General features: G+C 70.5%; 27 protein-coding genes and 1 pseudogene. 15 read left to right on the top strand and 13 right to left on the bottom strand.

The genetic code is table 11. The features are described 5' to 3' along the window. Nucleotides 1-18 precede the first annotated feature (18 nt). From ALI22I_RS13545 to ALI22I_RS13505, 9 genes are read left to right on the top strand one after another with little or no spacing between them, the layout of a single operon-like run. Nucleotides 19-1,515 carry a class I adenylate-forming enzyme family protein gene (locus tag ALI22I_RS13545; RefSeq protein WP_077005847.1) on the top strand — a complete coding sequence of 499 codons (1,497 nt, stop codon included), beginning with the start codon at nucleotides 19-21 and terminating at the stop codon, nucleotides 1,513-1,515. A gap of 23 nt (nucleotides 1,516-1,538) precedes the next feature. Continuing rightward, nucleotides 1,539-1,808, top strand: coding sequence for an acyl carrier protein (locus tag ALI22I_RS13540; RefSeq protein WP_077005846.1), 270 nt, complete (start codon nucleotides 1,539-1,541; stop codon nucleotides 1,806-1,808). Nucleotides 1,809-1,828: 20 nt separating this feature from the next. Beyond that, complete coding sequence (locus ALI22I_RS13535; protein ID WP_202970949.1) at nucleotides 1,829-3,604, top strand: carbamoyltransferase family protein; 1,776 nt, start codon at nucleotides 1,829-1,831, stop codon at nucleotides 3,602-3,604. Continuing rightward, nucleotides 3,601-4,329: a PIG-L deacetylase family protein gene (locus ALI22I_RS13530; RefSeq protein WP_077005844.1), complete on the top strand. Its 729-nt coding sequence runs from the start codon at nucleotides 3,601-3,603 to the stop codon at nucleotides 4,327-4,329. Before ALI22I_RS13535 ends, ALI22I_RS13530 begins: the two co-directional genes overlap by 4 nt. Beyond that, complete coding sequence (locus ALI22I_RS13525; RefSeq protein WP_083751690.1) at nucleotides 4,313-5,779, top strand: FAD-dependent oxidoreductase; 1,467 nt, start codon at nucleotides 4,313-4,315, stop codon at nucleotides 5,777-5,779. Before ALI22I_RS13530 ends, ALI22I_RS13525 begins: the two co-directional genes overlap by 17 nt. Next, on the top strand, nucleotides 5,776-6,462 hold the full coding sequence (locus ALI22I_RS13520) for a WxcM-like domain-containing protein (protein ID WP_077005842.1): 687 nt from the start codon (nucleotides 5,776-5,778) through the stop codon (nucleotides 6,460-6,462). Before ALI22I_RS13525 ends, ALI22I_RS13520 begins: the two co-directional genes overlap by 4 nt. After that, nucleotides 6,459-7,568 (top strand): DegT/DnrJ/EryC1/StrS family aminotransferase, encoded by a 1,110-nt coding sequence (locus tag ALI22I_RS13515; RefSeq protein ID WP_077005841.1) that lies wholly within the window; start codon nucleotides 6,459-6,461, stop codon nucleotides 7,566-7,568. The genes ALI22I_RS13520 and ALI22I_RS13515 overlap by 4 nt, the downstream gene beginning before the upstream one ends. Continuing rightward, nucleotides 7,568-7,966 carry a hypothetical protein gene (locus ALI22I_RS50755; RefSeq protein WP_077005840.1) on the top strand — a complete coding sequence of 133 codons (399 nt, stop codon included), beginning with the start codon at nucleotides 7,568-7,570 and terminating at the stop codon, nucleotides 7,964-7,966. The genes ALI22I_RS13515 and ALI22I_RS50755 overlap by 1 nt, the downstream gene beginning before the upstream one ends. Then, nucleotides 7,899-9,269, top strand: a complete 1,371-nt coding sequence (locus tag ALI22I_RS13505) for a condensation domain-containing protein (protein WP_179118220.1) — start codon at nucleotides 7,899-7,901, stop codon at nucleotides 9,267-9,269. The genes ALI22I_RS50755 and ALI22I_RS13505 overlap by 68 nt, the downstream gene beginning before the upstream one ends. Before the next feature lie 132 nt (nucleotides 9,270-9,401). On the opposite strand, the pseudogene ALI22I_RS55570 reads toward ALI22I_RS13505, so the two are convergent. Further along, nucleotides 9,402-9,515, bottom strand: a pseudogene (locus ALI22I_RS55570) (IS701 family transposase); the annotation flags it as partial. A 172-nt stretch (nucleotides 9,516-9,687) separates the two neighbouring features. On the opposite strand from ALI22I_RS55570, the gene ALI22I_RS13495 reads away from it, so the two are divergent. Then, nucleotides 9,688-10,221, top strand: a complete 534-nt coding sequence (locus tag ALI22I_RS13495; RefSeq protein WP_143532174.1) for a hypothetical protein — start codon at nucleotides 9,688-9,690, stop codon at nucleotides 10,219-10,221. An 81-nt stretch (nucleotides 10,222-10,302) separates the two neighbouring features. Here the strand turns inward: ALI22I_RS13495 and ALI22I_RS13490 are convergent, their stop codons facing one another. Beyond that, entirely contained in the window at nucleotides 10,303-10,524 is a 222-nt protein-coding gene (locus tag ALI22I_RS13490; protein ID WP_077005837.1) for a hypothetical protein, read from the bottom strand. A gap of 106 nt (nucleotides 10,525-10,630) precedes the next feature. Here ALI22I_RS13490 and ALI22I_RS13485 point away from each other — a divergent pair, with 106 nt between their 5' ends. Then, a complete protein-coding gene (locus tag ALI22I_RS13485) occupies nucleotides 10,631-11,671 on the top strand; it encodes an IS630 family transposase (protein WP_083751688.1) in 1,041 nt (346 codons plus the stop codon). A 19-nt stretch (nucleotides 11,672-11,690) separates the two neighbouring features. Here ALI22I_RS13485 and ALI22I_RS13480 read toward each other — a convergent pair whose 3' ends face one another. From ALI22I_RS13480 to ALI22I_RS13460, 5 genes are all read right to left on the bottom strand, one after another. Continuing rightward, a complete protein-coding gene (locus tag ALI22I_RS13480; protein ID WP_077005836.1) occupies nucleotides 11,691-11,891 on the bottom strand; it encodes a hypothetical protein in 201 nt (66 codons plus the stop codon). Nucleotides 11,892-12,133: 242 nt separating this feature from the next. Further along, nucleotides 12,134-12,826, bottom strand: a complete 693-nt coding sequence (locus ALI22I_RS13475; RefSeq protein WP_077005835.1) for a class F sortase — start codon at nucleotides 12,824-12,826, stop codon at nucleotides 12,134-12,136. 3 nt (nucleotides 12,827-12,829) lie between these two features. Beyond that, nucleotides 12,830-13,240 carry an excalibur calcium-binding domain-containing protein gene (locus ALI22I_RS13470; RefSeq protein ID WP_238598339.1) on the bottom strand — a complete coding sequence of 137 codons (411 nt, stop codon included), beginning with the start codon at nucleotides 13,238-13,240 and terminating at the stop codon, nucleotides 12,830-12,832. Between the two features lie 903 nt (nucleotides 13,241-14,143). Further along, the gene (locus tag ALI22I_RS13465) at nucleotides 14,144-14,497 is read right to left on the bottom strand and encodes a hypothetical protein (protein WP_143532173.1); all 354 of its coding nucleotides are present in this window, start codon (nucleotides 14,495-14,497) and stop codon (nucleotides 14,144-14,146) included. Next, the gene (locus tag ALI22I_RS13460; protein WP_143532172.1) at nucleotides 14,490-15,125 is read right to left on the bottom strand and encodes a hypothetical protein; all 636 of its coding nucleotides are present in this window, start codon (nucleotides 15,123-15,125) and stop codon (nucleotides 14,490-14,492) included. The genes ALI22I_RS13465 and ALI22I_RS13460 overlap by 8 nt, the downstream gene beginning before the upstream one ends. Nucleotides 15,126-15,223: 98 nt before the next feature. Between ALI22I_RS13460 and ALI22I_RS13450 the strand changes: the two genes are divergently transcribed. After that, nucleotides 15,224-15,739 (top strand): NAD(P)H-dependent oxidoreductase, encoded by a 516-nt coding sequence (locus ALI22I_RS13450; protein ID WP_202970948.1) that lies wholly within the window; start codon nucleotides 15,224-15,226, stop codon nucleotides 15,737-15,739. Between the two features lie 312 nt (nucleotides 15,740-16,051). Here ALI22I_RS13450 and ALI22I_RS13445 read toward each other — a convergent pair whose 3' ends face one another. Next, nucleotides 16,052-17,221: an endo-1,4-beta-xylanase gene (locus tag ALI22I_RS13445; RefSeq protein WP_077005830.1), complete on the bottom strand. Its 1,170-nt coding sequence runs from the start codon at nucleotides 17,219-17,221 to the stop codon at nucleotides 16,052-16,054. 103 nt (nucleotides 17,222-17,324) lie between these two features. Between ALI22I_RS13445 and ALI22I_RS54645 the strand changes: the two genes are divergently transcribed. The 3 genes from ALI22I_RS54645 (at nucleotide 17,325) to ALI22I_RS13435 (ending at nucleotide 19,570) form a co-directional block, all read left to right on the top strand. Then, the gene (locus ALI22I_RS54645) at nucleotides 17,325-17,450 is read left to right on the top strand and encodes a hypothetical protein (protein ID WP_274522815.1); all 126 of its coding nucleotides are present in this window, start codon (nucleotides 17,325-17,327) and stop codon (nucleotides 17,448-17,450) included. A gap of 13 nt (nucleotides 17,451-17,463) precedes the next feature. Then, on the top strand, nucleotides 17,464-18,687 hold the full coding sequence (locus ALI22I_RS13440; RefSeq protein ID WP_077005829.1) for an SGNH/GDSL hydrolase family protein: 1,224 nt from the start codon (nucleotides 17,464-17,466) through the stop codon (nucleotides 18,685-18,687). Between the two features lie 169 nt (nucleotides 18,688-18,856). Further along, on the top strand, nucleotides 18,857-19,570 hold the full coding sequence (locus ALI22I_RS13435) for a lytic polysaccharide monooxygenase auxiliary activity family 9 protein (RefSeq protein ID WP_443216934.1): 714 nt from the start codon (nucleotides 18,857-18,859) through the stop codon (nucleotides 19,568-19,570). A 67-nt stretch (nucleotides 19,571-19,637) separates the two neighbouring features. Here ALI22I_RS13435 and ALI22I_RS13430 read toward each other — a convergent pair whose 3' ends face one another. From ALI22I_RS13430 to ALI22I_RS50750, 5 genes are all read right to left on the bottom strand, one after another. Then, nucleotides 19,638-20,615, bottom strand: a complete 978-nt coding sequence (locus tag ALI22I_RS13430) for a pectate lyase family protein (RefSeq protein ID WP_077005828.1) — start codon at nucleotides 20,613-20,615, stop codon at nucleotides 19,638-19,640. Between the two features lie 88 nt (nucleotides 20,616-20,703). Next, entirely contained in the window at nucleotides 20,704-21,696 is a 993-nt protein-coding gene (locus tag ALI22I_RS13425; RefSeq protein WP_077005827.1) for a pectate lyase family protein, read from the bottom strand. Between the two features lie 13 nt (nucleotides 21,697-21,709). Further along, on the bottom strand, nucleotides 21,710-22,741 hold the full coding sequence (locus ALI22I_RS13420) for a pectate lyase family protein (RefSeq protein WP_077005826.1): 1,032 nt from the start codon (nucleotides 22,739-22,741) through the stop codon (nucleotides 21,710-21,712). A 210-nt stretch (nucleotides 22,742-22,951) separates the two neighbouring features. Beyond that, entirely contained in the window at nucleotides 22,952-23,290 is a 339-nt protein-coding gene (locus tag ALI22I_RS13415; RefSeq protein ID WP_077005825.1) for a hypothetical protein, read from the bottom strand. Nucleotides 23,291-23,390: 100 nt separating this feature from the next. Then, nucleotides 23,391-23,712 (bottom strand): hypothetical protein (locus ALI22I_RS50750; RefSeq protein ID WP_179118219.1); only part of this gene is annotated, 322 nt, incomplete at its 5' end.

Raw genomic sequence — 23,712 nt, 5'->3', positions numbered from 1 at the left:
CCGCCCGAGGAGGTCGGGGTGAACATCGTCGAACACGTCGAGCGCGGCGCGCGGCTGTGCCCGGAGCGGGTCGCCCTGCGCGCGGGCGACACGACCTGGACCTACGCCGACTTGGACGACACCGCGGGTCGGCTCGGGGCCTGGTTGCGCTCCGAAGGGGTCACCGAAGGCGACCGGGTCGCCCTGCGGCTCCCGAACACACCCTCCTTCGTCCTGGCGTTCCTCGCCGTCCTCAAAGCAGGCGCCGTCGCGGTGCCCCTGAGCACGCGGATCGCGGTCGACGAGGTCGAGCACATCCTGGGCGACAGCACCCCCGTCTTGTTGCTCACCACCGCTTCGCTCACCGCCGGACCGGTGCCGGGTGCCGGAGAGCGGCCCGGGTGCCGCAGGGTCCTGCTGCCGGAGCGGGGCGACCGGGCGGACTTCGCGGCCCTGGTGGAGAACCGCACCGCGATCACCGCGGCCGACCGCGCCCCGGACGACCCCGCGATGCTCGTCTACACCTCGGGCACGACCGGGCGGCCCAAGGGAGCCGTGCTCACCCACCACAACGTCGTGTCCAACACCCGGGCCAAGGTCCGCTGCACGGGGCTGACCGGTGCCGACCGCGTCCTGCTGTTCCTCCCGCTCTACCACTGCTACGGCCTGAACGCGGTGCTCAACGCGTCGTTCGCCGCCCACGCGACGGTGGTGCTGCTGCCGGGGTTCGACCGTGGGCGCTGCCTCGGGGCGATCAAGGACGAGCGGGTGACCGCCGTGTTCGCGGTGCCCTCGGTGTACCGCGTGCTGCTGGACGCGCTGGTCGCGCCAGAGGACCTGGCGGGCGTCCGGTACTTCATGTCGGCGGGCGCGCCCTTGCCGATCACCACCCAGCAGGCGTGGCGGGACCGCTTCGGACTGGTGATCAACGAGGCGTACGGGCTGACCGAGACCTCGCCGTTCGCCTGCTACAACCACGAGCGCCGGCACAAGGTCGGCTCGGTCGGATCGCCCATCGAGGACGTCGAGATCAGGGCGGTCGACCCGGTCAGCGGCGAGCCGCGACCCGCGAACGCGACCGGCGAGCTGGTCGTGCGCGGTCCCAACGTGATGGCCGGCTACTGGAACGACCCGCGGGCCACCGCCGCGGTGCTGACCGACGGCTGGTTCCACACCGGTGACCTGGGCTTCGTCGACGACGAAGGGTACGTCTTCCTGGTCGACCGGCTCAACGACCTGCTCATCGTGGACGGTCACAACGTCTACCCCGGCGAGGTGGAACGGGTGCTGCTGGAGCACCCCGACATCGTCGACGCCGTGGTGTACGGCCGGCGGCACGAGGTGGTCGGGGACGTGGTCTGCGCCGGCGTCGTCGTCCGCCCGGGCGCCTCGCCGCCCCACGAGCAGCTGCGGGCCTTCTGCGCGGCGCGGCTCGCCTCGTTCAAGGTGCCGCGCGTGCTCACCGCGCTCGACCAGGTGCCCAGGAACGCCACGGGCAAGCCGCTGAGGCGGTCCCTGTCCCAGGGGATCGCATGACCCAGAACCGAAGGGTGGCGACAGTGTCCACGGATCCGGACATCGAGCACGAAATCCGAAAGATCATCGAGGTCGACCTGCGGTGGCCGGTGTCGCAGGGTGAGCTGACGTCGGCCACGAAGCTCGGGCAGGACGGCCTCAACCTCGATTCCGTCATGATCATCGAGTTCGGCATCCGCGTCGAGCAGCGGTTCCAGACCCAGTTCTCCGACGAGGAGATCCTCGGTCTCGCCGACCGGACCGTCGGGGAGACGGCGGAGTACCTCCGGCAGCGCCTCGCCGACGGGTCATGACGCCGACACCCGGAGGACCGGTGGACCGGCACCGGCGACGAACGTTCCTGGGCATCTCCAGCGGGCACAGCGACCCCTCGGTGGCCGTGGTGCGCGACGGCCGGGTCGTCGCCTACGCCGAGGAGGAGCGCTTCGTCCGCAACAAGCACGCGGTGGGGCAGTACCCGACCAGGGCGCTGCGGTACTGCCTCGACGCGGTCGGCCTGCGGCTGGACGAGGTCGACTCCGTGTCGGTGGGGTGGCACAGCGAGGCGTACTCCGACGGTCGCATGGCGCGGTTCTTCGAGGAGCTGGGGCAGCAGTGGGAACCCGACCCGGGCACCCTGGCGTGGCAGCGCGACTGCCTGCGCAGGCTCAGCGTGGAGGGGATGCGGGCGCACCACCACCGCCACTGGCGGCGGGAGTTCGGCGACCTGGACTTCCCGCCCATCCAGCACGTCCCGCACCACTACACCCACGCCTTCCAGGCCGCTCTGGAGTCGCCCTTCGACCCGGCGGTGACGCTGACCGTCGACGGCTCCGGTGACGAGCACACCACGGTGCTGTGGTTGCGGCAGGGCCACGAGCTGACACCGCTGCGGGAGATCCGCATGCCGCACTCCCTCGGGTGGTTCTACGCCGCGTTCACCGAGTACCTGGGGTTCGACGCCTACGACGGCGAGTACAAGGTCATGGGCCTGGCCGCCTACGGCCACCCGGACGCGGCGCTGGCGAAGCTCGTCGGCGAAGTGCTCGCGCCCGCGCCCGACGGTGTCGAGTTCCGCGTCGACCCGAGGTTCATCCACTACGGCGCCCACACGTACTCGGCGCGGTTCACCGACGACCTGGTGGCGCTGCTCGGCGCGCCGCCGAGGCCGGTGGCGGGCGCGGTCGGGCAATGGCACAAGGACTTGGCGCTCGCCGTGCAGACCGCCCTGGAGGAGGCGGTCTGCCGCTTGGTCTCGTGGGCGGTGCGCGAGACCGGCGTGCGCGACGTGTGCGTGGGCGGCGGGGTCGGGCTCAACGTCAAGATGAACGCCCGGCTGCTGGCGTTGCCGGAGGTCGACCGCGTGTTCGCGCACCCCCTGTGCGCCGACAGCGGCGCGGCGGCCGGCGCCGCGCTCGTCACGTGCCACCGGGAGACGGGCCTGGTCCCACCACCTCTCACCTCCCTGGCGCTGGGCCCGGAGGTGTCCGGGGAGGCCGCGGCCCCGGTGCTCGCCGCGGCTCGCGTGCCGTTCGAACGGCCGGCGGACCTGTTCGCCGACATCGCCCGCGACCTCGCCGCGGGACAGGTCGTCGGCTGGGTCGACGGCAGGCTGGAGGCGGGGCCCCGCGCGCTCGGGCAGCGCAGCATCCTCGCCGACCCCCGGGCCGTCGAGCAGCGCGACCGGGTCAACGCGGTGATCAAGCAGCGCGAAGCCTGGCGCCCCTTCGGCCCCGCCATGCTCGCGTCGGCCGCGCCGCGCTACCTGGAACCGGAGGTGGTGGACTCGCGGTTCATGACCATGGCGTTCCGGGCCACCGACGAACTCCGCCGGGACGCTCCGGCGACCGTGCACACCGACGGCACCACGCGGGTGCAGCTGGTGCACCGCGACGCGAACCCGCGGTTCCACCGGCTGCTGACCGGGTTCGAGGCGCTGACCGGTGTGCCGGTGCTGCTCAACACCTCGTTCAACGTGCGCGGTGAGCCGATCGTGTCCGGGGTCGAGGACGCGCTGCGGACCTTCTGGGCCACCGGGCTGGACGTGCTGGTGCTCGGTGACCTCGTCGTGCGCAAGGAGCCGACCGGGGCAGGGGGCGAAGGCCGGTGAACGTGCTGGTCGTAGCACCACACCCGGACGACGAGTGCCTCGGCGTCGGGGGCACGATCGCGTTGCTGGCCGACCAGGGGGCGTCGGTGACCGTCCTCACCGTCGCCGCGCACCTCCCACCGCTCTACCCGGAGCAGGTGCACGAGCGCACGCTGCGGGAAGCCGCGCGCGCCCATGAACTGCTCGGTGTCGGCGAATCCGTGTTCCTGGACCACCCCGCCGTGCTGCTGGCCGACGCGCCCGCGTTCGAGGTGAACAGCGCGGTCCAGCGGGTGGTCGACGCGGTCGCACCCGAGCTGGTGTTCATGCCCTTCCCCGACCGGCACGTCGACCACCGCAGGGTGTTCGAGGCGTGCATGGTCGCCACCCGCCCGGTGCGCGGTGGCCGGGGCATCGCCGCGGTGGCCATGTACGAGACGCTGTCGGAGACGTTCTGGAACGCGCCGGGCGCGGAGCCGCAGTTCTGTCCCAACTGGACGGTCGACATCACCTCGACCGTCGACCGCAAGGTCACCGCCTACCGCCGGTACGAGAGCCAGGTGAGCCCGTTCCCCGGACCCCGTTCCGCGGAGGCGGTGCACGCGCTGGCGGTGTTCCGCGGCAGCCAGGCCGGCGTGGCCTACGGCGAGGCGTTCCAACTCGTCCGAGCGACCTTCTCCCCGCACCTGGTCCGAGCCGGTGTGCGTCCGAACCCAGAAGGGGGCGACAATGCCGGATCGGCCTGATGTGATCGTCGTCGGCAACGGCGCGCTGGGCCTGTTCACCGCCCGAGCCCTCGCCGCCACCGCCGGCGCCCGGGTGAGCCTGGTCGGACCAGCGCAACGCCCCGGCGGCGCCAGCGCGGCGGCCGGCGCGATGCTCGGCTGCTTCGGTGAGGTCACCAAGGACACGTTCGCCACCGAGGCCGGGCGGGCCAAGTTCGAGATCGGCCTGCTGGCCGACGAGCGCTGGCCCGCTGTCCTCGACGAACTGGCCGAGACCGCGGCGGACGAGGGACAGCGGTTGCACCACGTCCCGTCGACCCACGTCGTGCTCAACGGCTGCGGCGGTCCGCTGGACTCGCTCAACTACGACGCCGTCGTGGACGCGTTGGGGAAGTACCGGCGGCCTTGGCGCGAGGTGGGGGTCGACCGGATCCCCGGTTACCACCCCAGGCCGGACGGCCGTGCGCTGCGCGCGCTGCACATGAGCGGTGAGGGAGCCGTCGACGGCAACCAGGTGATCGGGCTCCTGGAGGAGCGACTGCGCCGCTCCGGGGTCCGGATCCACGACGAGTCGGTGGAGGAAGTCGTGGTGCGCGCGGGCGCCGTCGCGGGCGTCCGGCTGCGCGGTGGTGAAGTCCTGGAAGCGGAGCAGGTCGTGGTGGCGGCGGGCTCGAGGACGGTGGAACTGCTGCGCACCGCGCTCGACCCGGGCGAGGTCCAGCCGATGCTGTCCGGCGTCGGCGTCGCACTGGTCACCCAGCGCACGCACGGGCCGTCGTTCGAGACCGTGGTCCGCACGCCGAACCGGGGCGGTGCGTGCGGTCTGCACCTGGTGCCGCTGGGGGAGGGCCGGGAGTACATCGGCGCCACCAACCTGCTGTCACCACGACCGCAGACGCTGGGGACGATCGGCACGGCGAGCGCCATCCTCGACCAGGTGGCCCGCCAGTTGGACGAGACGGCCTCCGCGCACACCATCGTGCAGTGGCGCGTCGGCAACCGGCCGGTGAGCCTAGACGGGTTCCCGCTCGTCGGGTGGACCTCCGTGCCGGGGCTGTACGTGCTCAGCGGGACCTACCGCGACGGCTTCCACGCCGCGCCGGCCCTGGCCGCCCACGCCGCGGCGGAGCTGGCGGGGTCGCCCGGCCTGTTCGGTCCGGTGTTCGCCCCGGGGCGAACACCGATCCGCTCGTGGGGCGTCGAGGAGTCGGTGGAGGAGTACGCCCTGCACATGACGTCGCTGTGGTTCGAACTGGGCGGCCGTGTCCCGAGCCAGATCAGCAGCGGCGCCCTGACCGACAACTACCGCGAGGAGGCCCGCTCGCTGTACCGCCGGACGGGCATCGAGGTGGGCATGGGCCCCGACGTCCTGGCCTGCCTCACCGGCGCGCGGGACCCGGCCGCGCTGACGGTCCTGCTCAGGTACCTGCGCGCCGCGGGGCTCGCCGAGCAGCCGGTCGCCGCCCGATGACCACCGAGGACGCGCAGGCGGCCGTGACGCCGCATCGCATCGGGCGCGACGTCCGTCTCGGCGAAGGGGTGCGCGTGGAGGCCGGAGCCGTGATCGGCGACGGCGCGACCCTCGGCGCGGGGGTGCGGATCGGTGTCGACGCGGTCGTGCGCGCGGGCGCGGTCGTGGTCGAGGACGTCCCGGCGCTGGCGGTGGTCGGTGGTGACCCGGCGCGGGTGGTGTCCTACGTCAACACCGCCGTGGTCGACGTGCCCGAGTCGGCGGACGCGACCGACACCGGCTCGGAGCTCGTGCGCCTGCTCCCGGAGGTCAACGAGGAACGCGGCTGCGTGGTCATCCTCGAACACGGCGTCGGACTCCCCTTCACGGCTCGCCGTTGCCTGCTGGTCCACGGCGTGCCGCCCGGTGGCCACCGGGGCGACCACGCCCACCGGACGCTGGAGGAGATCGTCGTGTGCGCCGCCGGGAGCTGCATGGTGCTGGTCGACGACGGCCGCGGCCGGCGCGAAGTGGTGGTGCTGAACCGCCCCGGCGTCGGTGTGCTGATCCCGCCCTACGTCTGGACCGCGCAGTTCGGGCACTCACCCGACGCGGTGCTGGTCGTGCTGTCGTCGGCGGAGTACGACCCGTCCGACTACATCACGGACTACGGCACCTTCCGCACCGAGGTGGCGGCCCGATGAGCGAGGCGGTCGCGTTCCGCGACCTCGTCGCCGAGCACGCCACGATCCGCGACGAGGTCGTGGCGGCGGTCACGCGGGTGGTGGACGCGGGGGCGTTCGTCCTGGGGCCCGAGTTGGAGGCGTTCGAGCGCGAGTGGGCGGACTACTGCGGCACCTCGCACGCCGTGGGCGTCGGGTCGGGGTTGTCGGCGATCGAGCTGATCCTGCGCGCACACGACGTCGGACCCGGTGACGAGGTCGTCGTGCCCGCCTATACCTTCATCGCCACGTGGTTGGCGGTGTCGGCGGTCGGCGCGGTGCCGGTGCCCGTCGACGTGGACCCCGAAGCGGGCAACATCGACCCCGCCGCGGTCGAACGGGTGATCGGCCCCAGGACGGTCGCGATCATCGCGGTGCACCTGTTCGGCACTCCCGCGCCGATGACGCGGCTGCGGCGCATCGCCGACCGCCGTTCGCTGCTGCTCGTCGAGGACGCCGCGCAGGCGCACGGCGCCGTGTACCGCGGCCGGAAGTGCGGGTCGCTCGCCGACGCGGCGGCGTTCAGCTTCTACCCCACCAAGAACCTGGGTGCGCTGGGTGACGGCGGTGTGGTCAACACCGACTCCGCGACCGTCGCCGACCGCGTGCGCAGCCTGCGCAACTACGGGTCGACCACCCGGTACCGCCACGACGAGACCGCCACGAACTCCAGGCTCGACGAGATCCAGGCAGCGGTCCTGCGCGTCAAGCTCCGCCACCTGGACGCCGCCAACGCCGAACGGCACCGAGTCGCGTCGGCCTACCTGGACCTGTTGCGCGCCGGCGGGGTGCGGCTGCCCCCGGCGCCGCCGCCGGACGAGGCCCGGCCGTCGTGGCACATCTTCAACCTCCGGTCGGACCGGCGTGACCACCTCCGGGCACGGCTGGGTCAGGACGGGATCGGAACCCAGGTCTACTACCCGGTGCCGCCCCACCGGACCGCCGCGTACCGCGAGTTCGCGGCGCTCGACCTACCCGTCGCCACGAACCTGGCGCGGACGTCGTTGGCCCTGCCGTGCCGCCCGGGCGTGCTGCCGCACGTGCCCGTCGTCGCGGCGTCGCTGCGCAACGCCCTGGAGGTGGAGTGATGGTGCGAGCGGACGAGCGCCGCCGGTCCGAAGTCCTCGAAGCGGTGTTGAGCGACCTGCGGGACACGTGCGACCGCGCCGACCCGCTGGGTGAGTCCATCGTCGTGGCGGTGGAGAGCCTGCTCCGGCTGGTCGCGGTCGCCGAACGGCCCGTCGACCGGCGAGCGGACGCGGCCTGCCTGGAGGACGTGCGCGAAGCCCTGCACCTCATGCGCGCCGGGGTCGTCACCACGAGCTACCTGCTGTGGTCGGTGGACGAGCGACTTCGCCGCGCGGCGCAGGACCAGGTGCGTCGTCGCACCGCCCAACCGATCGAAGAGGTGGATTGCGTTGCCGCTAGCGGATCACCCGAGCACGGTGCTGCCGGTGCTGCCCAGCCAGGCGGCCTTCCTGCATGAGTTCTTCCCCGCCATGATCAACCCCCACTACTGGAACCTGTGCGGCATCTTCCGCCTGTCCCAGCGTTTCGACACGTGGTTGGTGCGTGCGGCGGTGGCCCAGGTCTGGGAGCACCACCAAGCCCTCCGTGTGCGATTCCGGCTCACCGAGGGGGAGTGGTGGCAGGAGATCCGCGGTCGGAGCGAGCCTCCGCCGTTCCGGCGCATCGACCTGTCGCGGTGCCCCGAAGACGACCAGCCCGCCACGGTGGGACGGATCTGCGCCGAGATCCAAAGGACGCTGCACGTCCACCAGGGGCCGCTGGCCGGGTTCGTGTACTTCGACCTCGGGGTGGGGCAACCGCCGCGCCTCTTCGTGGTCGTGCACCACCTCGTGGCCGACGCCCTGTCGTTGTCGACGGTGGTCGGAGATCTGGAGAACGTCCTGTGGGCGCTCGCCGAAGGGCGCGCGCCGCGTCTCTCGCAGGGCGCGCCGTACGACGAGTGCGTCAGGGCGCTGCGGGACTACGCCGCGTCGGCCGAGGTGACCGCGGAGATCCCGCACTGGCTCGGTCCGCGGTGGGCACGGGTCAGCGAACTGCCCACCGACCGCACCCGCTACACGTCGGAGACCGTCGGCGGGACGGAGTCGGTGAACCTCGGGTTCGACCGGGGCAGGTCCGAGGCGCTCCTGCGGAAACTGCCCGCCGCGACGGGCGTCGACCTGCACACGACCGTGCTCGCGGCGATCGGCGAGGCCGCGGGCGAGTGGTTGGGCGGTGAGGTCGGGGTCGCGGTGGTGCACCACGGTCGCGACCTGACGAAAGCCGACGGCACACCTGTGTTCCCCAACGGGGTGAGGCACACCATGGGCTGGTTCTCCTTCGGTGGCTTCGTCGCGCTGCCGCCGAGGGAAGGCGGGGACGTGGTCGAGCACCTGCGTCGGACGGCGGACAGCCTCACGGCGATGCCGAACAACGGCGTAGGCGCCCACCTGCTGCGCTGGTGCGCGCCCAACGGTCCGCACGCCGAGGCACTGGCGGCGGTGTCCGACAGGCTCGGCCTGATCTTCAACAACATGGGCGGCTTGGGACAACCGAACCAGGGGGGTCGGGTGCTCACGATGGCGGGCGATCCCATGAAGCACGAGCCGGACGTCCTGCAACCGCGGCCACAGGTCTACATCCGGCTGGTGCGTGACGACGGCGTGCTGTCGATGTCCTGGTTCCTTGACGGAGTTCGGCACGAACCGACCGCCGTGACCCGGCTGGTGAGCCGCGTCGACGAGGTGTTGACGTCATACCTGCGGCAGTTGGTGCCGTGATCGGGCGGCCCGACAGCGCATCAGGAGGACATTCCCCGTGGAGGCCGATCGTGGACTGGTCAGGTGGGAGTAGGTGCTCAGCCGCCTCCTGGATCCGGTCGGCCTCGTCGTCGGAGTAGAGGCCAGCGGCACGAACTCCACCTCGTCGCCGCTTCCGGCCTCGGTGCGGCGTTCCCGGTCCTCGGTCCAGGACTTCGGGAGGTAGGGCTCGCGGTCGGTCAACGCCCGCCCGCGGGGCGACACCCACTACCTGCGCGGATGAGGTTATCGGCAGGCACGGTTCGCGACGAGGACGCGTTCGCCGGCGAGGACGAGGCGGTCGGCGACGTCGTCATGGCGGCCGGCTCAGGAGTCCGCGTCGTGCTCCTTTCTGCCGGTCGGCTGCTCTGCTTTGCCTGCCGCTGCTGTGGGTGTCGGCGTGCACGACGTCGCCGCCCGCGTCGCCTGCCACGCTGTCGTCCTCGGACCCGGCCCCGTGGGTGTCGGTCACCCAGCAGGCGGAGACGGTCCGACCGACGAGCTGGCCACCGACCGGCCGAAGCGGATCGCCGCGGACGCCGACGTGTGCGCGTTGCTCACCGAGCAGGAGATCACGGCCGCCGCGGGCGCGCCCTTCGCGAGAACCGGCAGGCCCGTGCCGGGCACGTTGTGCCTGTGGCAGCTCGGCGACGCGGTGGACGACCGCGGAACTCCCACCGAGACACTGACGCTGACCTCCGCGCTGCCGGGCGGGTGGCTCGGCGAGGAACAAGGCGTCGTCGGCGGGTCCCCGACCCGCAGGCGAGTCGGGGACGGACCCTGCACCCTCAAGGTCGGACCGCGCCGTCCGGACGCCCCGACCGACAAGGTGGTACTCACTGTGGGCCTGCGCCTCACCGACAAGTCCATCGACCCGTGCCCCGCCACGCAGACGCTCACGGAAACCGCCTTGAGCCGGGTCCCCAGCGCTTGAACACGGTCAGTCCGCGCGAGGACGCGTCGTCAGGCGCAACCCCACAGCCGCTGCCGACGTTCCGCTGCCGCGGTGCGAGCGTCAGGGGACGTCGCCGATGAGCAGGACGCCGGGGGCGACGTGGGCGGCGTTACCGGTCAGGTGCAGTTCGGCGGTGTCGCCCTCGTCCAGTCGAGGTACGGGCCGGCCGTAGAACAGCAGGGATTCCACGCGCAGGGTGGCGGGGCACGGAGACTCGCCCGCCACGACTGCGGTGAAGGTGTCGCAGACGGCGATGGGGCCGCTGTGGCAGCGGCCGGCCATGCGGACGCCGGTGGGCGTCGGGACCGTGTCGCCGCGGAGTTCGGCGAAGGCTATGTGGCGCAGCTATTGAGTCGAAAGTGATCGTCTTCCTGTAGGTTGATCACTCGTGATCGAGGTCGAGGGTGCTCACCGGTTGTCTCCCGCGGAGCGCGAGGTGCTGCGGTTGCGGGTGGTGGCGGCGTTGGAGGCCGGGCGGGTCGAGGGCTACCGGCAGGCCGCGGAGGTGTTCGGGGTCTCCGAACGCTCGGTGGGCACCTGGTGGCGTGCCTACCGACGGGACGGTCGCGACGGCCTGGCGACCCGCACGGGACGCCCCGGCCCTGCCGAACTGATCACTCCGGAGGACCGGGGCACGCTGTTCGCGGCGATGGCCGACTACACCCCGGAGGAGTTGCTGATCGGCGGCCCGTTGTGGACCCGTCAGGCGGTGGTCCAGCTGATCCGGCTGGTCGTCGGGGTCGTCATGACCGAGCAGGGCGTCGGGTTGTGGCTGCGTCGGCACGGTTTCACCCCGCAGCGCCCCGCGCGGCGGGCCTACGAGCAGCAGCCCGCCGCGGTGCGGGCCTGGCTGGACGAGGACTATCCGGCGATCGAGGCCCGGGCGAGGTCCGAGGGTGCGGTGATCGCGTGGGTCGACCAGTGCGGACTGCGCTCCGACACCGCCCCGCCCGGTCGGTCCTGGGCGCCGAAGGGCCGTACGCCGATCGTGCGGGTGACCGGGAAACGGCTGCGGGTCAACGTCATGTCCGCGGTCGCCTCGCGGGGCGCGTTGTGGTTCACCGTGTTCACCGAGCGGTTCACCGCGCCGGTGTTCACGGCGTTTCTCGACCGTGTCGCCCGTCAGGCGGGCCGGAAAGTGCACGTGATCGCCGACCGGCACCCGGTGCACCGCAGCAAGGCCGTCCGCGCCTGGCTGCAGGACAACACCGAGCGGGTCGAGCTGCACCTGATGCCCGGCTACAGCCCCGAGTTGAACCCCGATGAGTTGCTCAACGCCGATCTCAAGCGCAACGTCAACGCCTCACGCGCCCGCAACGTCGACCGGCTCGCCCACGAGACCCGCCGCTTCCTGCGCCGTCGCCAGCGCCAGTCGCACATCGTCCGCGGCTACTTCGGGGCCCCGCACGTCCGCTACGCCATCATGTAGGTAACCGAACACTTTCGGCTCAATAGCTTCCTGTGGCGCGACGGACGAATTCGGCGATCCGGGCTTCCGTCATGGGAGTTCGCTGGTGCAGCCAGGCGTCCAGCTGCTGCTTCCCGACCACCTGGGAAGGGACGGGAATTCCCATGTCGTTGAGTACTTCACGAGCCTGGCTCACGGGGATGGTGTGGCCGGCGCGGGAGGCCAACTCGGTGGGCTGCATGTCCAGGGGAACCTCTCCTCCAAGGCGCCCAGTGACGGGGGCAGGCGCGAGCCAACCGATGGCCTCGCCCGCAAGGTCTACCGTCTTCGGGTGAGCAGAAGTCGACGCACGTTCGCAGATCCCGGTCACTCGAGTTGCGCTCAAGCGGCACCGCGGCGCCGGATCACCGGGATCTGACTCCCGGTACAAGCGGACCGCACGGGCCCTCGACTCGTCGGGTACTTCTGGCTAGTGGGGGAACCTCACCCGGAAGATCCGTCGCGATGCCGGCTTCCCGTCATTTGCGCGTAGACCACGATGTTGTCCCGGTAGCTGCCCGCTTTCCGGTCGAATTGCCCGCCGCAGGTGACGAGCCGCAGTTCGGGTCCCTCGACGTGGCCGTATACCGCTTGGGTGGGGAAACGGTCTTTCGGGTGCTGCTCGACCCGCTGGACCGTGAACGACGCGGCCGAGCCGTCGGCCCGTTCCACTGTCACCTGGTCGCCGGGTTTCACCTTGCGCAGGTCGTGGAAAACTCCCAGCCGGCCCTGCCAATCGACGTGTGCGGCGAGCAGGGCGGGCCCGCTCTCTCCTGGAGTCGGCGAGTTGGTGTACCAGCCAACGGTTTCGGCGTCGGCCGGGACTTCCATGGCGCGGTCGGCGCGCAGCCCGAGATCGATGATGCCGGCGGCGTCGACGCCGATCGCCGGGATGGTCAGCCGCGTCGGGCGAGCTGCGTCGAGCACCACTGTCGGCGGTGTGCTCGGTGCGGGTGGGAAGACCGTTCCGGTCGGTTTGTGTGCCGACGCGGCGAGTGCGGTGTCGACCGGGTGGACGTCGTCGGCTGGGTGGACGTTGTCGATGCCCGTCAGAACCGCCAGGCCCAATGCCGCTGCCATCCCCGCCAGTCGAGGTTTCGAGCTCCGGCTGGGATGGCGGCGCGAGCGGTCGCGCATGCGCTAGCTGCTCCTGCGTGCACGCCGTGCCGCGACAGCGGTGACGGAGGCGGCACCTAGCCCGGCCAGCCCGAGGAGGAGTGGCAGGGTGCCCGAGTCGTCAGCGGTCGAGTCGTCAACGGTGGAGCCGTCACCCGTGTCGATCGCGCCGACCGGCGGCTCGGGGACCTGGGTCCGACGGGATGTCGGAACATGACTGGGTGCCGGAAGGTGTTCGCAGGCGATGCCGTCGTTGTCCGCGTCGAGCCGGTGGAAGTTGACCGCGGCGGAATCGAAGAACCGCTGCGCTTCGGCTTGGTTGCTGAAGTCGGCGCAGTCGCGGTCTTGTGCGTTCGCGACTCCGACGATGGACAGCGTGGCACTTGCCGTGAGAACAGCGGCGCCGGCAAACCTGGAAAGCAGCATGTCGCACATTCCTTCCATGCGGGACGAAATAATGTCTTTGTCGTGGAAACGGCTACGTCTGGCAGCCGAAAGATCCCGGTGGCGCGGTCGGTTCGGTGGCGAGGTCGCTTGGCGCTCCGGGGCAAGACACCGAGTCGTCGGGGGCGGCACGCAATGCGATCGGGCCGGGACTGATGCCGACATCGAGGTGGATGTGGGCAGGCCGGGTCGGGGCGCTCGGCACTGCTCCGAATCGCGCGTCAGTGACAGGTGCGCGGTACCCAGCGGGAGACGTCGGGCGGGTCGAGTCGCCGCTCTGTCCGGCGCGTCCGGAACGAGGCGCTTCGCAGTTGGTGCCGGGTGCCGCCGCCGGGTTGTGGAACCACCGACGCGATAGGGCCAGGGGCCACGTCGAAGTCCTTGGTGACGCGGTTAGGAGGTGGTAGTCGCAGGACTCGGCTGGGTGCCTGGAGGCTCGGCGGGATGGAGTGAACGGTGCAGGGCCAGGCCGCCGGCGCGGGGAACGGAGGAACATCTCGGTGAGGTCGGTCGACGCCGCGTGCACGGGCGGGCTGCGACCCGGGCCGTCACGAACAGGATGGACGACACGGCGGTGGTGAACCCGCATCCGGCGACCTCCTCGCGAATCGACAGCCGACCCTGAAGACGCTAATGCCGTCCCTCGCCAGGTTGGAGGCGTCGACGGTGGGCTCACCCCATCCATCGGCGTCATGGCCCTGTCAGGGACATGGCGCCGCAGCGCGGTCGCCGACAGTGCAGGGCCGGCGCCGCCGATGTGTAGGTGGTCACGCCACCTGCTGACCCGCTTGAGCGTGACGGCGCAGTCGACGGTGAAGCCGGCTCGGGGCGCGGTTGTGGTCTTGTCGACCGGTCCGTTCCCCGAGTCGCTTCCCGCACACGACGTGCTCGTCTTCAGGCACCGGACGCTCCGCAAGTCCCGTGGGTGGCCGAACGGCGCGGTATTCCGCGTCGATGGGTCACTGCTCTCGCCTCGCCGGCGTCGACCTCGTCCAGTCGACGTGGTCCCCACGCCTCCATCACCTTGTTCACATAGGTGCTGTAGGTCCGCCGAGTCCCCACGGACATCGCCTCGAGCGCCTTCGGCACCAACTCCGCGAACGTCGGAATCCTCCGCGCCGCCACTGCGCCGACCAGATCGTCCGGGGTCAGTCTCATCCGCTCCAGCAGGTGCAGAGCCACCATCACGTCACCGGGATCGGGACGGTCACCGGCGACGGCACCCCCGGTCGCATCCACGTCAACCACCGGCCACCTCCGCGCCGCGGTCGGCTCCGACAACGCCCGGTGTCCCCGACGGCAGCGTCCGGGACACCGGCGACCCTTCCCCGGCCGGACGGGCCTCGGTCACCATCCGTTCCGGGTCCGGCAGCAGACGGTCCAGCGTCTCCTGGCCGTGGATCACCAGCGCCGACAGCGACGGCACCGCCACCAGCAGCACCTGCTCCCGCCTGGCGAACCCGCACCAGCGCAGGATCGGCGCCGGCACCGCGACCATGGTCCGTTCGGTCAACGCGGACCCGCCGCGCGGATCACGGCAGACCACCAGGGCGCCGCCGGCGTGCACCCGGATCGACACCGGCATCCGGCTGTGCCACTCCAGGACACCGAACAGGAGTCGATCGCCGATCCGGCCCTTCTCGTCGAACGTGCGGATGGCGTGGCGGCGCGACTGCGGCGCGCGCAGGACCGGCAGGGCACCGGGACCCGGCACCTCGGTCCGTCGCAGATCCAGTTCCCGCCGCGGCAGGAATCGATCGTCGCCGTCGAGGCCGCCGGTGTCGGGATCCGGTCCCGGGGGATGCGGGTCCGGTGGGGGAGCCGCCGGTTCGGGGTGGCCGCCGAGTACGAGGCTGGGGACGATCCGGTTACCCATGGTGACCCTCCTCGGGGGTGGTGTCCCACGGGGGAGTTGCTTGCGGCCCCGGTCGCGACGCGTGTCGGGGGGTCTGCCGTGCTGTCGGATGTGGTGGGGTGAATCCCACGTCTGCGTGTTGGATACCCGAGGACGAACCGGGCTGGGGCGACCGGGACAAGGTGTACTCGGCCGAGGTGAGGTCGCACATGGACCGGATCTCGGCGGCCGACCTGCACGTGGTGGTGTTCCCGGTGTGGTGGTTCGCGCCGCCCGCGATCCTCAAGGGCTGGATCGACCGGGTCTGGAACCACGGCTTCGCCTACGGCCGCAGCCGGCCGCGACTGGCGGGCAAGCGGATGCGGTGGATCGGGCTGGCGGGGGAGTCGCGGGAGACGTTCGTGGCGGGCATGGAGGAGCTGATGGACCGGCAGCTGCGGGTCGGGCTCTCGAACTTCTGCGGGATCACCGACGCGTCGCTGACCTGCTCTACGGCACGCTGGCCGGCGAGGACCACGTCCGGGCGTTGCTCGACGACGTCACCGGCCTGGTGGACGCCGATGTCTCTCGTGACGGATAAGGGGTCGGCGCGGCGGTCGCCTCTCGGCGAGTGGCTCGACGCGGCTCCAGCCTGACGGTATTCCGCGAAGGCGCTAGGTGAGGCCCGGGGACACGGACCGCACCGACCAGTGGTTCCAACGACTCGGCGGTGCCCGGTGTTCCCGCCGAGCCGTGGTCTGCGTCTCACTCGATCGGGCGCCCCGTACGGCAGCGCGGATGACGGTGTACACGGCACTATCGCTTCAGTGTTGCTTAAAAACAACGCTTGCGGCATGCCACCGTTCACCTGCGCCTCGGCCACCAACCAAGCCGAAGACGACCCAGAACAGGTTCGGCCCCCGCCCGGACTCGGTGGTCCGGGCGGGGGCCGATGGCTTGCGGTGGGCCTACTTCGCGCAGGCCGGCAGGTGCGGGACGCGCTGGCCGCGGTCGGCGGACGCCTTGGCGAGAGTGCACTGGAGGGCGTGGTAGGCGGGCTTGCGGGTGAAGTCCTCCCACATCACGGTCGCCGCGCCCTGGCCGGTGAAGAACACCGGCACCCAGGAGTACTTGTCGGTGAAGCCCCAGATGGTGAAGGAGTTGCAGCCCTTGACGTTGAGGCACGCGGTGAGCGTCTGGCGGTAGTAGTCGGCCTGCTTGGCCAGCATCTCCGCGGTCGGCACGCCGTCGGCCGGCAGGTCCATCCGCACGTCCAGTTCGGTGATGGCGGTGCCGAGGCCGAGGTCGGCGAACCGCTTCAGGTTCGTCTCCAGGTCACCGGGGAAGCCGTACCGGGTGCTGAGGTGCGACTGGGCGGAGAACCCGTGCACCGGGACGCGCTGGGCGAGCAGGTCCTTGATCAACGCGTAGTAGGCGTTGCTCTTGGCGTTGACGCTCTCCACGTTGTAGTCGTTGAAGAACAGCTTCGCCTTGGGGTCGGCCTTGTGCGCCCAGCGGAACGCGTCGGCGATGATGCCCGGGCCGAGTTCGCGAATCCAGATGTTGTCGGTGGTGCGCAGGTTGCCGGAGTCGTCGATGATCTCGTTGGCGACGTCCCACTGCTGGATTCGGCCCTTGTAGCGGCCCACGACGGTGGTGATGTGCTCGCGCAGGATCGCGCGGAGCTGGTCGGGGGTGAAGTCGCCCTGTTCGAGCCACTCCGGGTTCTGGCTGTGCCACAACAGGGTGTGCCCGCGCACCGCCTGGCCGTTGCGCTGGGCGAACTTCGCGATCGCGTCGGCCATGCCGAAGTTGTAGCGGCCCTGCTCCGGGTGGATGTACTCCCACTTCATCTGGTTCTCGGCGGACACCGAGCCGAACTCCGCGGCCAGGACCTTGCGGTACTCAAGGTCCTTGGTGAACGGGTCGGGGTAGGGCTGCTCCTCGTGGTGGCCGCCGCCGGCTGCGGCGGTGCCGATGTAGAAGCCCTTGGGTGCGACCCCGCGGAGGGTGTCCCTCTTGGCGTGGCTGGCGGACACGTCACCCGTCGTGTCGGGTGCGGCGGCGGCCACCAGTGCCAACGGCGATGACAACGCCATCGCGGCCAGCGTGGCGGTGACGAGGCGAATCGACTTCATGGAGGTCTTCGCTTTCTGGGACGACGACTACGACGGCGGCTTTAGAAACTTTCGTTAACGGTCCGGCAATTTTCGAGTCGCCGGACCCTAAGACGCCCGCCGTGTGATCGTCAAGACCCGCCGAATACCCGCCGACACCGCGTCTGTGCTGGTGGAGGGAGGTGTGCTGATCGCTGCTGACGCCGAACACCTGTTCGACTACGGTGGTGGGCGAGTGGATCAACTGTGACTGGGGGTCACGTATGAGGAAACTGGCGACACTGCTCGTCGCCGTGCTGGGGATCGCACTGGTCCCGGGCACGGCGTCGGCGCAATCGGGTCTCGGGTGGGGTGCCACGTGGGCCGCCTCGCCGCACGCGCCGACCGATGTCTTCGGGCCGAGTTGGGGGCCGGCCGGGTTCGACAACCACACCGTGCGGCAGGTCGTGCGGATCAGTGAGGGCGGTGCGGCGGTGCGCATCCGACTGTCCAACGCCTACGGCACGTCACCGCTGGTGGTGACCGGGGCGACGGTCGCGCACACGGCGCAGGGGGCGGCGGTGCGGCCGAACACGGTGCGGCACTTGACGTTCCGGGGTCACCGTTCGGTGACCGTCCCGGTCGGCGGCGAGGCGGTCGGAGACGTCGCGCCGTTGCCGGTCGCGCCGTTGAGCCAGGTGACCGTGACGCTGTACCTGGCCGGGAAGACCGGGCCCGCCACCGGGCACGCGTTCGCCACCGCGACGAGCTGGCGGGCGTCCGGTGACCACCGGGCCGACGCGGCGGCGGAGGCGTTCACCGAGACGTCCACGTCGTGGCACTACCTCAGCGCGGTGGAGGTGGTCGACTTCACGCCCCGGCGCGAGGTCGTGGTGGCGTTCGGCGATTCCATCACCGACGGCGCGGCGTCCACTGTGGACGGCGACAACCGCTACCCGGACGAGCTGGCCGAACGGCTGGGCGGACGGCGCGGTGTGGTGAACGCGGGCATCGGTGGAAACCGGGTGCTCAACGACTCGTCGTGCTTCGGCGAGAAGGCGACGTCGCGGTTCGAGCGCGACGCGCTGGCGCAGCCGGACGTGCGCACGGTCATCCTGCTGGAGGGCATCAACGACATCGGGTTCCACCGGTTCTCGATCGACTGCACCACCCCGAACCCGGAGGTCACCTCGGCCGAGCTGATCGCCGGGTACCGGGAGCTGATCGGCAAGGCGCACGCCAAGGGCGTGCGGATCGTGGGCGGCACGCTGCTGCCGTTCAAGGGCGCCGGGTACTACAGCGACGCGGGTGAGGCGGTGCGGGACGAGGTGAACGCCTGGATCCGCACGTCGGGCGAGTTCGACGCGGTGGTCGACTTCGACCGCGCGCTGGCCGACCCGGCCGATCCGGACGTGTTGCTGCCGGCGTACGACAGCGGTGACCGGCTGCACCCGAGCGACGCGGGGTACCGGGCGATGGCCGAGGCCGTGGACCTGTCCGTGCTGTAGCGGGGGGCTTGTGGTTCCGTTCGTGAAACGCCCTCCCGACCTCGGCCGGGAGGGCGTTTCGTCGAATCGCGGTCGAATGCGCGTCGAATGGCGGCGGTTGTCCGCCGGTACTTCCCAATTGCGTGCACGGGTGGTTACAGTGCGATTTGGGAGCGCTCCCAGCCCACCCATGGTCATCTTCAACATGGTCATCCTCAACGAGGAGGAGAGAGTGGCGCTCATATCCAACCCTGCGAACAAGAGTCTGCTCACCAGGGTCCTGGCGACGCTTGTCGTCGTCGGCGGACTCATGGCGAGCGTGCTGACCGGTGTCGCCGACGCGCACGGGTCGACCAACGACCCGCCGTCGCGCAACTACGGCTGCTGGCAGCGGTGGGGCAACGATTTCCAGAACCCCACGATGGCCCAGCAGGACCCCATGTGCTGGCAGGCCTGGCAGGCCGACACCACCGCGATGTGGAACTGGAACGGCCTGTACCGCGAAGGCGTCGCGGGCAACCACCAGGGTGCCATCCCCAACGGCCAGCTGTGCAGCGGCGGGCGGACCGGCGGCATGCGGTACGCGGCGCTGGACAACCCCGGCGCGTGGAAGGCCGCGACCAAGCCGCGGCAGTTCACCCTCAACGTGTGGGACCAGGCCCGGCACGGCGCGGACTACCTCCGGGTGTACGTGACCAAGCAGGGCTACGACGCGACGGCGACGGCGTTGGGCTGGAACCACCTGGACCTGGTCACGTCCACCGGCCGTTACGCGCCGGCGGACAACTACCAGGTCTCGGTGAACGCGGGTAGCCGCACCGGCCGCCACGTGGTCTACGTGATCTGGCAGGCCAGCCACCTGGACCAGTCGTTCTACTTCTGCAGCGACGTGATCTTCCAGTAAGCCGGCGACGCGTTGTCCCGGCTCTCGGGCGTCCGGGAGCCGGGACAACGCTGTTCACGGCGTGCGGTCAGATCTTGCCGGTGCCGGCGCCCTGCACGACCTGCGTCTTCACGTTGGCCGGCGGGTCGAGGGTGTACTGGTAATAGGTGCGCGGTTCCACGACGGTCCCGAGCGTCTCCGGGGTGCCGGAGCCGACGTAGATGTTGTTGCGCTCCACCACGCGGCCCGGTCCGCTCTTGTCGTAGCCGGACAGGATCGGGTACGCGACGTTCTCGAAGTAGTTGCCCTCGACCACGACACCGGCGTCCATGGTGGACGCCACGCCGTAGAGCGAATTGCCCCGGTAGTAGTTGTTGTAGACGTGCACTGGCTCGCCGAACCGGACGCGCGGGTGGCGCTGGTCGGTGCCGTCGAAGAAGTTGTGGTGGTAGGTGACGCGCAGCTTGCCGCGGTCGGTGGTGTAGGTGTCGGAGTGGCCGAGCAGGGCCGACTTGCTGTGGTCGTGGAAGTGGTTCCAGGACACCGTGACGTAGTCGGAGTTGCGCTTGATGTCGAGCAGGCCGTCGTAGCCGTGCGACAGGTCGCAGTGGTCGATCCACACGTGGTGGGCCGAGTTGGTGACGCTGATCGAGTCGTCCGAGGCGCCGGTGAACCGCAGGTTGCGGATGATCACGTTGTTGCCGGGGCGGGTGGTCGAGCCGAGTTGCAGCCCGCCGCCGGTGATCTCGGCGGTGGAGCCGACCCCGATGATGGTCTTGTTCGCGACCACGGTGACCATGCTGCCGACCGAGATCCGGCCGGACACCGAGATGACGTACGGCTCCTTGCGGCCCACGTAGTCGGCGAGTGCGGCGGCCGTGGTCACGGTGACGGCCTGGCCGCCCGCGCCGCCGGTGGTGCCGTTCTGGCCCAGCGCGTCGACCCCGGCGAAGCCGTCGGCGACGTTGGTCGGCGCGACGTCCGCCGACGCCGTGCGCGGAACAGCGGCGGCGACCGCGGCGAGTGCCGTGCCGGCGAGCAGGCGACGGCGATTGATGGCGCTCATGCACACACCTCGCTAGCGCTCGGCGTGGCAAGAGCGCAGCGCGCTGTGTTGAATGATTGGCTCACAAGCTCGCTCATGCCTGTCCTCCTCAGATCCGGCCGACGCCGACACCGGCCGGCACGGTGCTCGGCAGGGTCGAGGGGTTGTCGGGGGTGTAGGCGTAGTAGGTGCGCGGTTCGACGACCGTCCCGAGGGTCTGCGGGGTACCGGAGTTGACGTAGATGTTGTTGCGCTGCACCACCCGACCGGGCCCGCTCTGGTCGTAGCCGGAGTAGATGGGGAACGGGACGTTTTCGAAGTAGTTCGCCTCGACCAGGACGCCCGCGTTCATCGTCGAGGCGACGCCGTAGAGGCGGTTGTTGCGGAAGTAGTTGTTGTAGACGTGGATCGGCTCGCCGAAGCGGACGCGCGGGTGCCGCTGTTCGGTGCCGTTGAAGTAGTTGTGGTGGAACGTGACGCGCAGCTTGCCGGTGTCCTGGCTCGCGTTGGAGTCGGAGTGGCCGAGCAGCGCGGTCTTGCTGTGGCTGTGGAAGTTGTTCCACGAGACGGTGATGAAGTCCGCGGCCCGGACGATGTCGATCAGCCCGTCCTGACCGCCGCTGAAGTCGCAGTGGTCGATCCAGATGTGGTGCGACGACTGCTGGACGCTGATCGCGTCGTCGTCCGCGCCGCTGAACTTCAGGTTGCGGATGATCACGTTCTGCCTGCGGTACATGTCCAGGCCTCCGCCGCGGATCTCCGCGCCGGGCAGGCCGATGACGGTCTTGTTCGAACGCAGGCCCTGCTTGCTGCTGAACTGCATCACCCCGTCGACCTGGATGACGTAGGGCTCGTTGCGGTCGCAGTAGTCCAGGAACGTCTCCGTGTCGCGCACGGTGACCACGGGTCCGCCTACGCCGCCGGTGGTGCCGTTCTGGCCCAGGGTGTTGGTGCCGGCGAATCCGTCGGCGGTCGCGAACGGCTCGGCCCACACGGGGTTGGTCCGGGCCGGGCTCGCGCCGGCCGGACGTGCCGTGACGGCGGCGGTGAGGGCTGTGGCGGCGGCGCCCGAGAGGAGGCTGCGCCTGCTGATGTCGCTCATCGTGGAATCTCCTCTAGATGCGACCGGTGCCCGCACCGGCGGGCACGATCGCGGGGACGTCGGTGGCCCGGTCGAGGGAGTAGGGGTAGTACGTGCGCGGCTCGACGACCGAGCCGCGGACCTCGATCTCGTGGTTGCAGTCCACGAGGATGTTGTCGCGCGAGACCATCCGGCCCAGGTCGCCGCTGAAGTCGACCCGGCCCGGGTTGTTCACGCTGAAGAAGTAGTTGCCCTCCAGCACCACGCCCGCGTTCATCGCGGAGGCGACGCCGTAGCTGTTGTCGCGGTAGTAGTTGTTGTAGACGTGCACCGACTCGCCGAACCGGACGCGGGGATTGCGCTGGTCGGAGCCGTCGAAGTAGTTGTGGTGGTAGGTGACCCGCAACCGGCCGATGTCCTGCGCGCCGTTGTCGTCGTCGTGACCGAGCAGCAGTGTCTTGTCGTGGTCGTGGAACCTGTTCCAAGAGACGGTGACGAAATCGGAACCGCGTTTGATGTCGACCGCGCCGTCGTCGCCGTTGGAGAAGTCGTTGTGGTCGATCCAGATGTGGTGGCTGAACATCTGCACGTTGATCAGATCGTCGGTGGCGCCGGTGAGCGCCAGATTCCGGATGATGATGTTGTGCACGGCGTTCGCCGGGGGAGTGGTGACGTTGTCGTTCACCGGCACGCCGATGTTCAGGCCGCCGCCGACCAGTCGGGCGTCGGTGCCCAGGCCGATGACGGTCTTGTCCGACGCCACGTTGTGCATGCCGTCGCTGGTGCCGGTCGGGAGCGTGATCGTGCCCCGGACCTGCACGACCAGTGGTTCCGGGCGGGCGATGTAGTCCAGGAACTGGGCGGTCGTGGTGGCGGTGACCACGGCGCCGCCCGCGCCGCCGGTGGTGCCGTTCTGACCGAGTGCGTTGACCGAGGCGAACCCGTCCGCGGTGGTCGCCGCCAGTGCCGGTGCGGCACCCGGTAATACGACCACGGTCGTGGCGAGCGCGGCGGCGGCCGCGACGACCTTCAACAGGGCGCGCCTGTTCCCGACAGGTGTGGACATGGGTATTTCCTCTCCCGTATGAGGGGTGAGTGCAGGGGTTATCGGGAAAGCGCCTTCTTATCGCACCGTAGCGCATGTTTCCGGCGTGTCAACGGCCGGTGCCGGCGCGGGTCCGATGTTCACATATGTGGCCATTCCATTTATCGTCCCGGTTCACATATGTGGCATTCCGGTGATTCGATTCCAGGCCGCGAGGAATGCGATCCGTGCTTATTCCGGCCGACCGGGAGGGCCGGTGACGTGCCTGTCGAACGCCGAAAGCGCCACCCGAGGGCGGCGCGCTTGGACGGCGTTCCGGAGGGTGCGCGCGGTCAGCGCATCGCGGACGCGGCCTCCGCGGCGATCAACGCGGACAACTCGTCGGGAGCGGAGAAGAACGGCGAGTGGACGGGCCGGGTTCGGCGGCGATCCGGAGTACAGCGCGTCCGCGGCGGCCAGGGTCAGCACGACCGCGCCGTCCTCGTGTACCTCGCGCGCCGCACCGAGCTCCGCCAGGTCGACGACGTCCACCGCGCGGGTCGCGGCCGGGGCGGTGCCTGCCTTGGTCATGATCGCTCCTGTGTGCACAGCGCGGGCGGGGGCGGCGGGGAGAGGAATACGGCGGCGGGCCGATCGGTCCACACCGATCGACCCGCCTCGCTACTCGCGACTACTGAACGGCGAAGGTGGCGTCGCCGCTGCCGACAATCGCGTCGTTGTCCTCGAAGCCGGCGCGCTTGTCGCACGGCGTGTAGTCGTCGTCCAGCCCGCTGACGTCCAGGCGGGTGTCGACCGCGGTGTCGTTGTCCGCGACGTCGGTGCCGCCGGTGTAGCAGCCACCGGCCATGATCGTCGGGCCGTCGTCCAAGCTGCCCGGGATGTTGGTGGCGTCTCCCGAGCCGAACCCGCCGACCGCCGAGTTGTCACCGCTGTTCTGCGTGGTCTTGTTGCCGTCGCCGACCACCGCGTTCTCGACGTCGCCGCCGGCGTTG

The organism is Saccharothrix sp. ALI-22-I, assembly GCF_001984175.1.
Taxonomy (GTDB): Bacteria; Actinomycetota; Actinomycetes; order Mycobacteriales; family Pseudonocardiaceae; genus Actinosynnema.
The sequence above is the reverse complement of the archived record's forward strand: the minus strand, read 5'-3'. Positions and strand labels throughout refer to the sequence as shown.

What these genes read in the sequence shown, in the direction of transcription:
- ALI22I_RS13515 (WP_077005841.1), top strand. Translation starts at nt 6,459, where the DNA reads ATGAGCGAGGCGGTCGCGTTCCGCGACCTCGTCGCCGAGCACGCCACG.
- ALI22I_RS13415 (WP_077005825.1), bottom strand. Translation starts at nt 23,290, where the DNA reads ATGACCAAGGCAGGCACCGCCCCGGCCGCGACCCGCGCGGTGGACGTC.
- ALI22I_RS13425 (WP_077005827.1), bottom strand. Translation starts at nt 21,696, where the DNA reads ATGAGCGACATCAGCAGGCGCAGCCTCCTCTCGGGCGCCGCCGCCACA.
- ALI22I_RS13520 (WP_077005842.1), top strand. Translation starts at nt 5,776, where the DNA reads ATGACCACCGAGGACGCGCAGGCGGCCGTGACGCCGCATCGCATCGGG.
- ALI22I_RS13470 (WP_238598339.1), bottom strand. Translation starts at nt 13,240, where the DNA reads ATGTGCGACATGCTGCTTTCCAGGTTTGCCGGCGCCGCTGTTCTCACG.
- ALI22I_RS13420 (WP_077005826.1), bottom strand. Translation starts at nt 22,741, where the DNA reads ATGTCCACACCTGTCGGGAACAGGCGCGCCCTGTTGAAGGTCGTCGCG.
- ALI22I_RS50755 (WP_077005840.1), top strand. Translation starts at nt 7,568, where the DNA reads ATGGTGCGAGCGGACGAGCGCCGCCGGTCCGAAGTCCTCGAAGCGGTG.
- ALI22I_RS13490 (WP_077005837.1), bottom strand. Translation starts at nt 10,524, where the DNA reads ATGGCCGGCCGCTGCCACAGCGGCCCCATCGCCGTCTGCGACACCTTC.
- ALI22I_RS13435 (WP_443216934.1), top strand. Translation starts at nt 18,857, where the DNA reads ATGGTCATCTTCAACATGGTCATCCTCAACGAGGAGGAGAGAGTGGCG.
- ALI22I_RS13440 (WP_077005829.1), top strand. Translation starts at nt 17,464, where the DNA reads ATGAGGAAACTGGCGACACTGCTCGTCGCCGTGCTGGGGATCGCACTG.
- ALI22I_RS13475 (WP_077005835.1), bottom strand. Translation starts at nt 12,826, where the DNA reads ATGCGCGACCGCTCGCGCCGCCATCCCAGCCGGAGCTCGAAACCTCGA.
- ALI22I_RS13445 (WP_077005830.1), bottom strand. Translation starts at nt 17,221, where the DNA reads ATGAAGTCGATTCGCCTCGTCACCGCCACGCTGGCCGCGATGGCGTTG.
- ALI22I_RS13525 (WP_083751690.1), top strand. Translation starts at nt 4,313, where the DNA reads ATGCCGGATCGGCCTGATGTGATCGTCGTCGGCAACGGCGCGCTGGGC.
- ALI22I_RS13430 (WP_077005828.1), bottom strand. Translation starts at nt 20,615, where the DNA reads ATGAGCGCCATCAATCGCCGTCGCCTGCTCGCCGGCACGGCACTCGCC.
- ALI22I_RS13460 (WP_143532172.1), bottom strand. Translation starts at nt 15,125, where the DNA reads ATGGGTAACCGGATCGTCCCCAGCCTCGTACTCGGCGGCCACCCCGAA.
- ALI22I_RS13480 (WP_077005836.1), bottom strand. Translation starts at nt 11,891, where the DNA reads ATGCAGCCCACCGAGTTGGCCTCCCGCGCCGGCCACACCATCCCCGTG.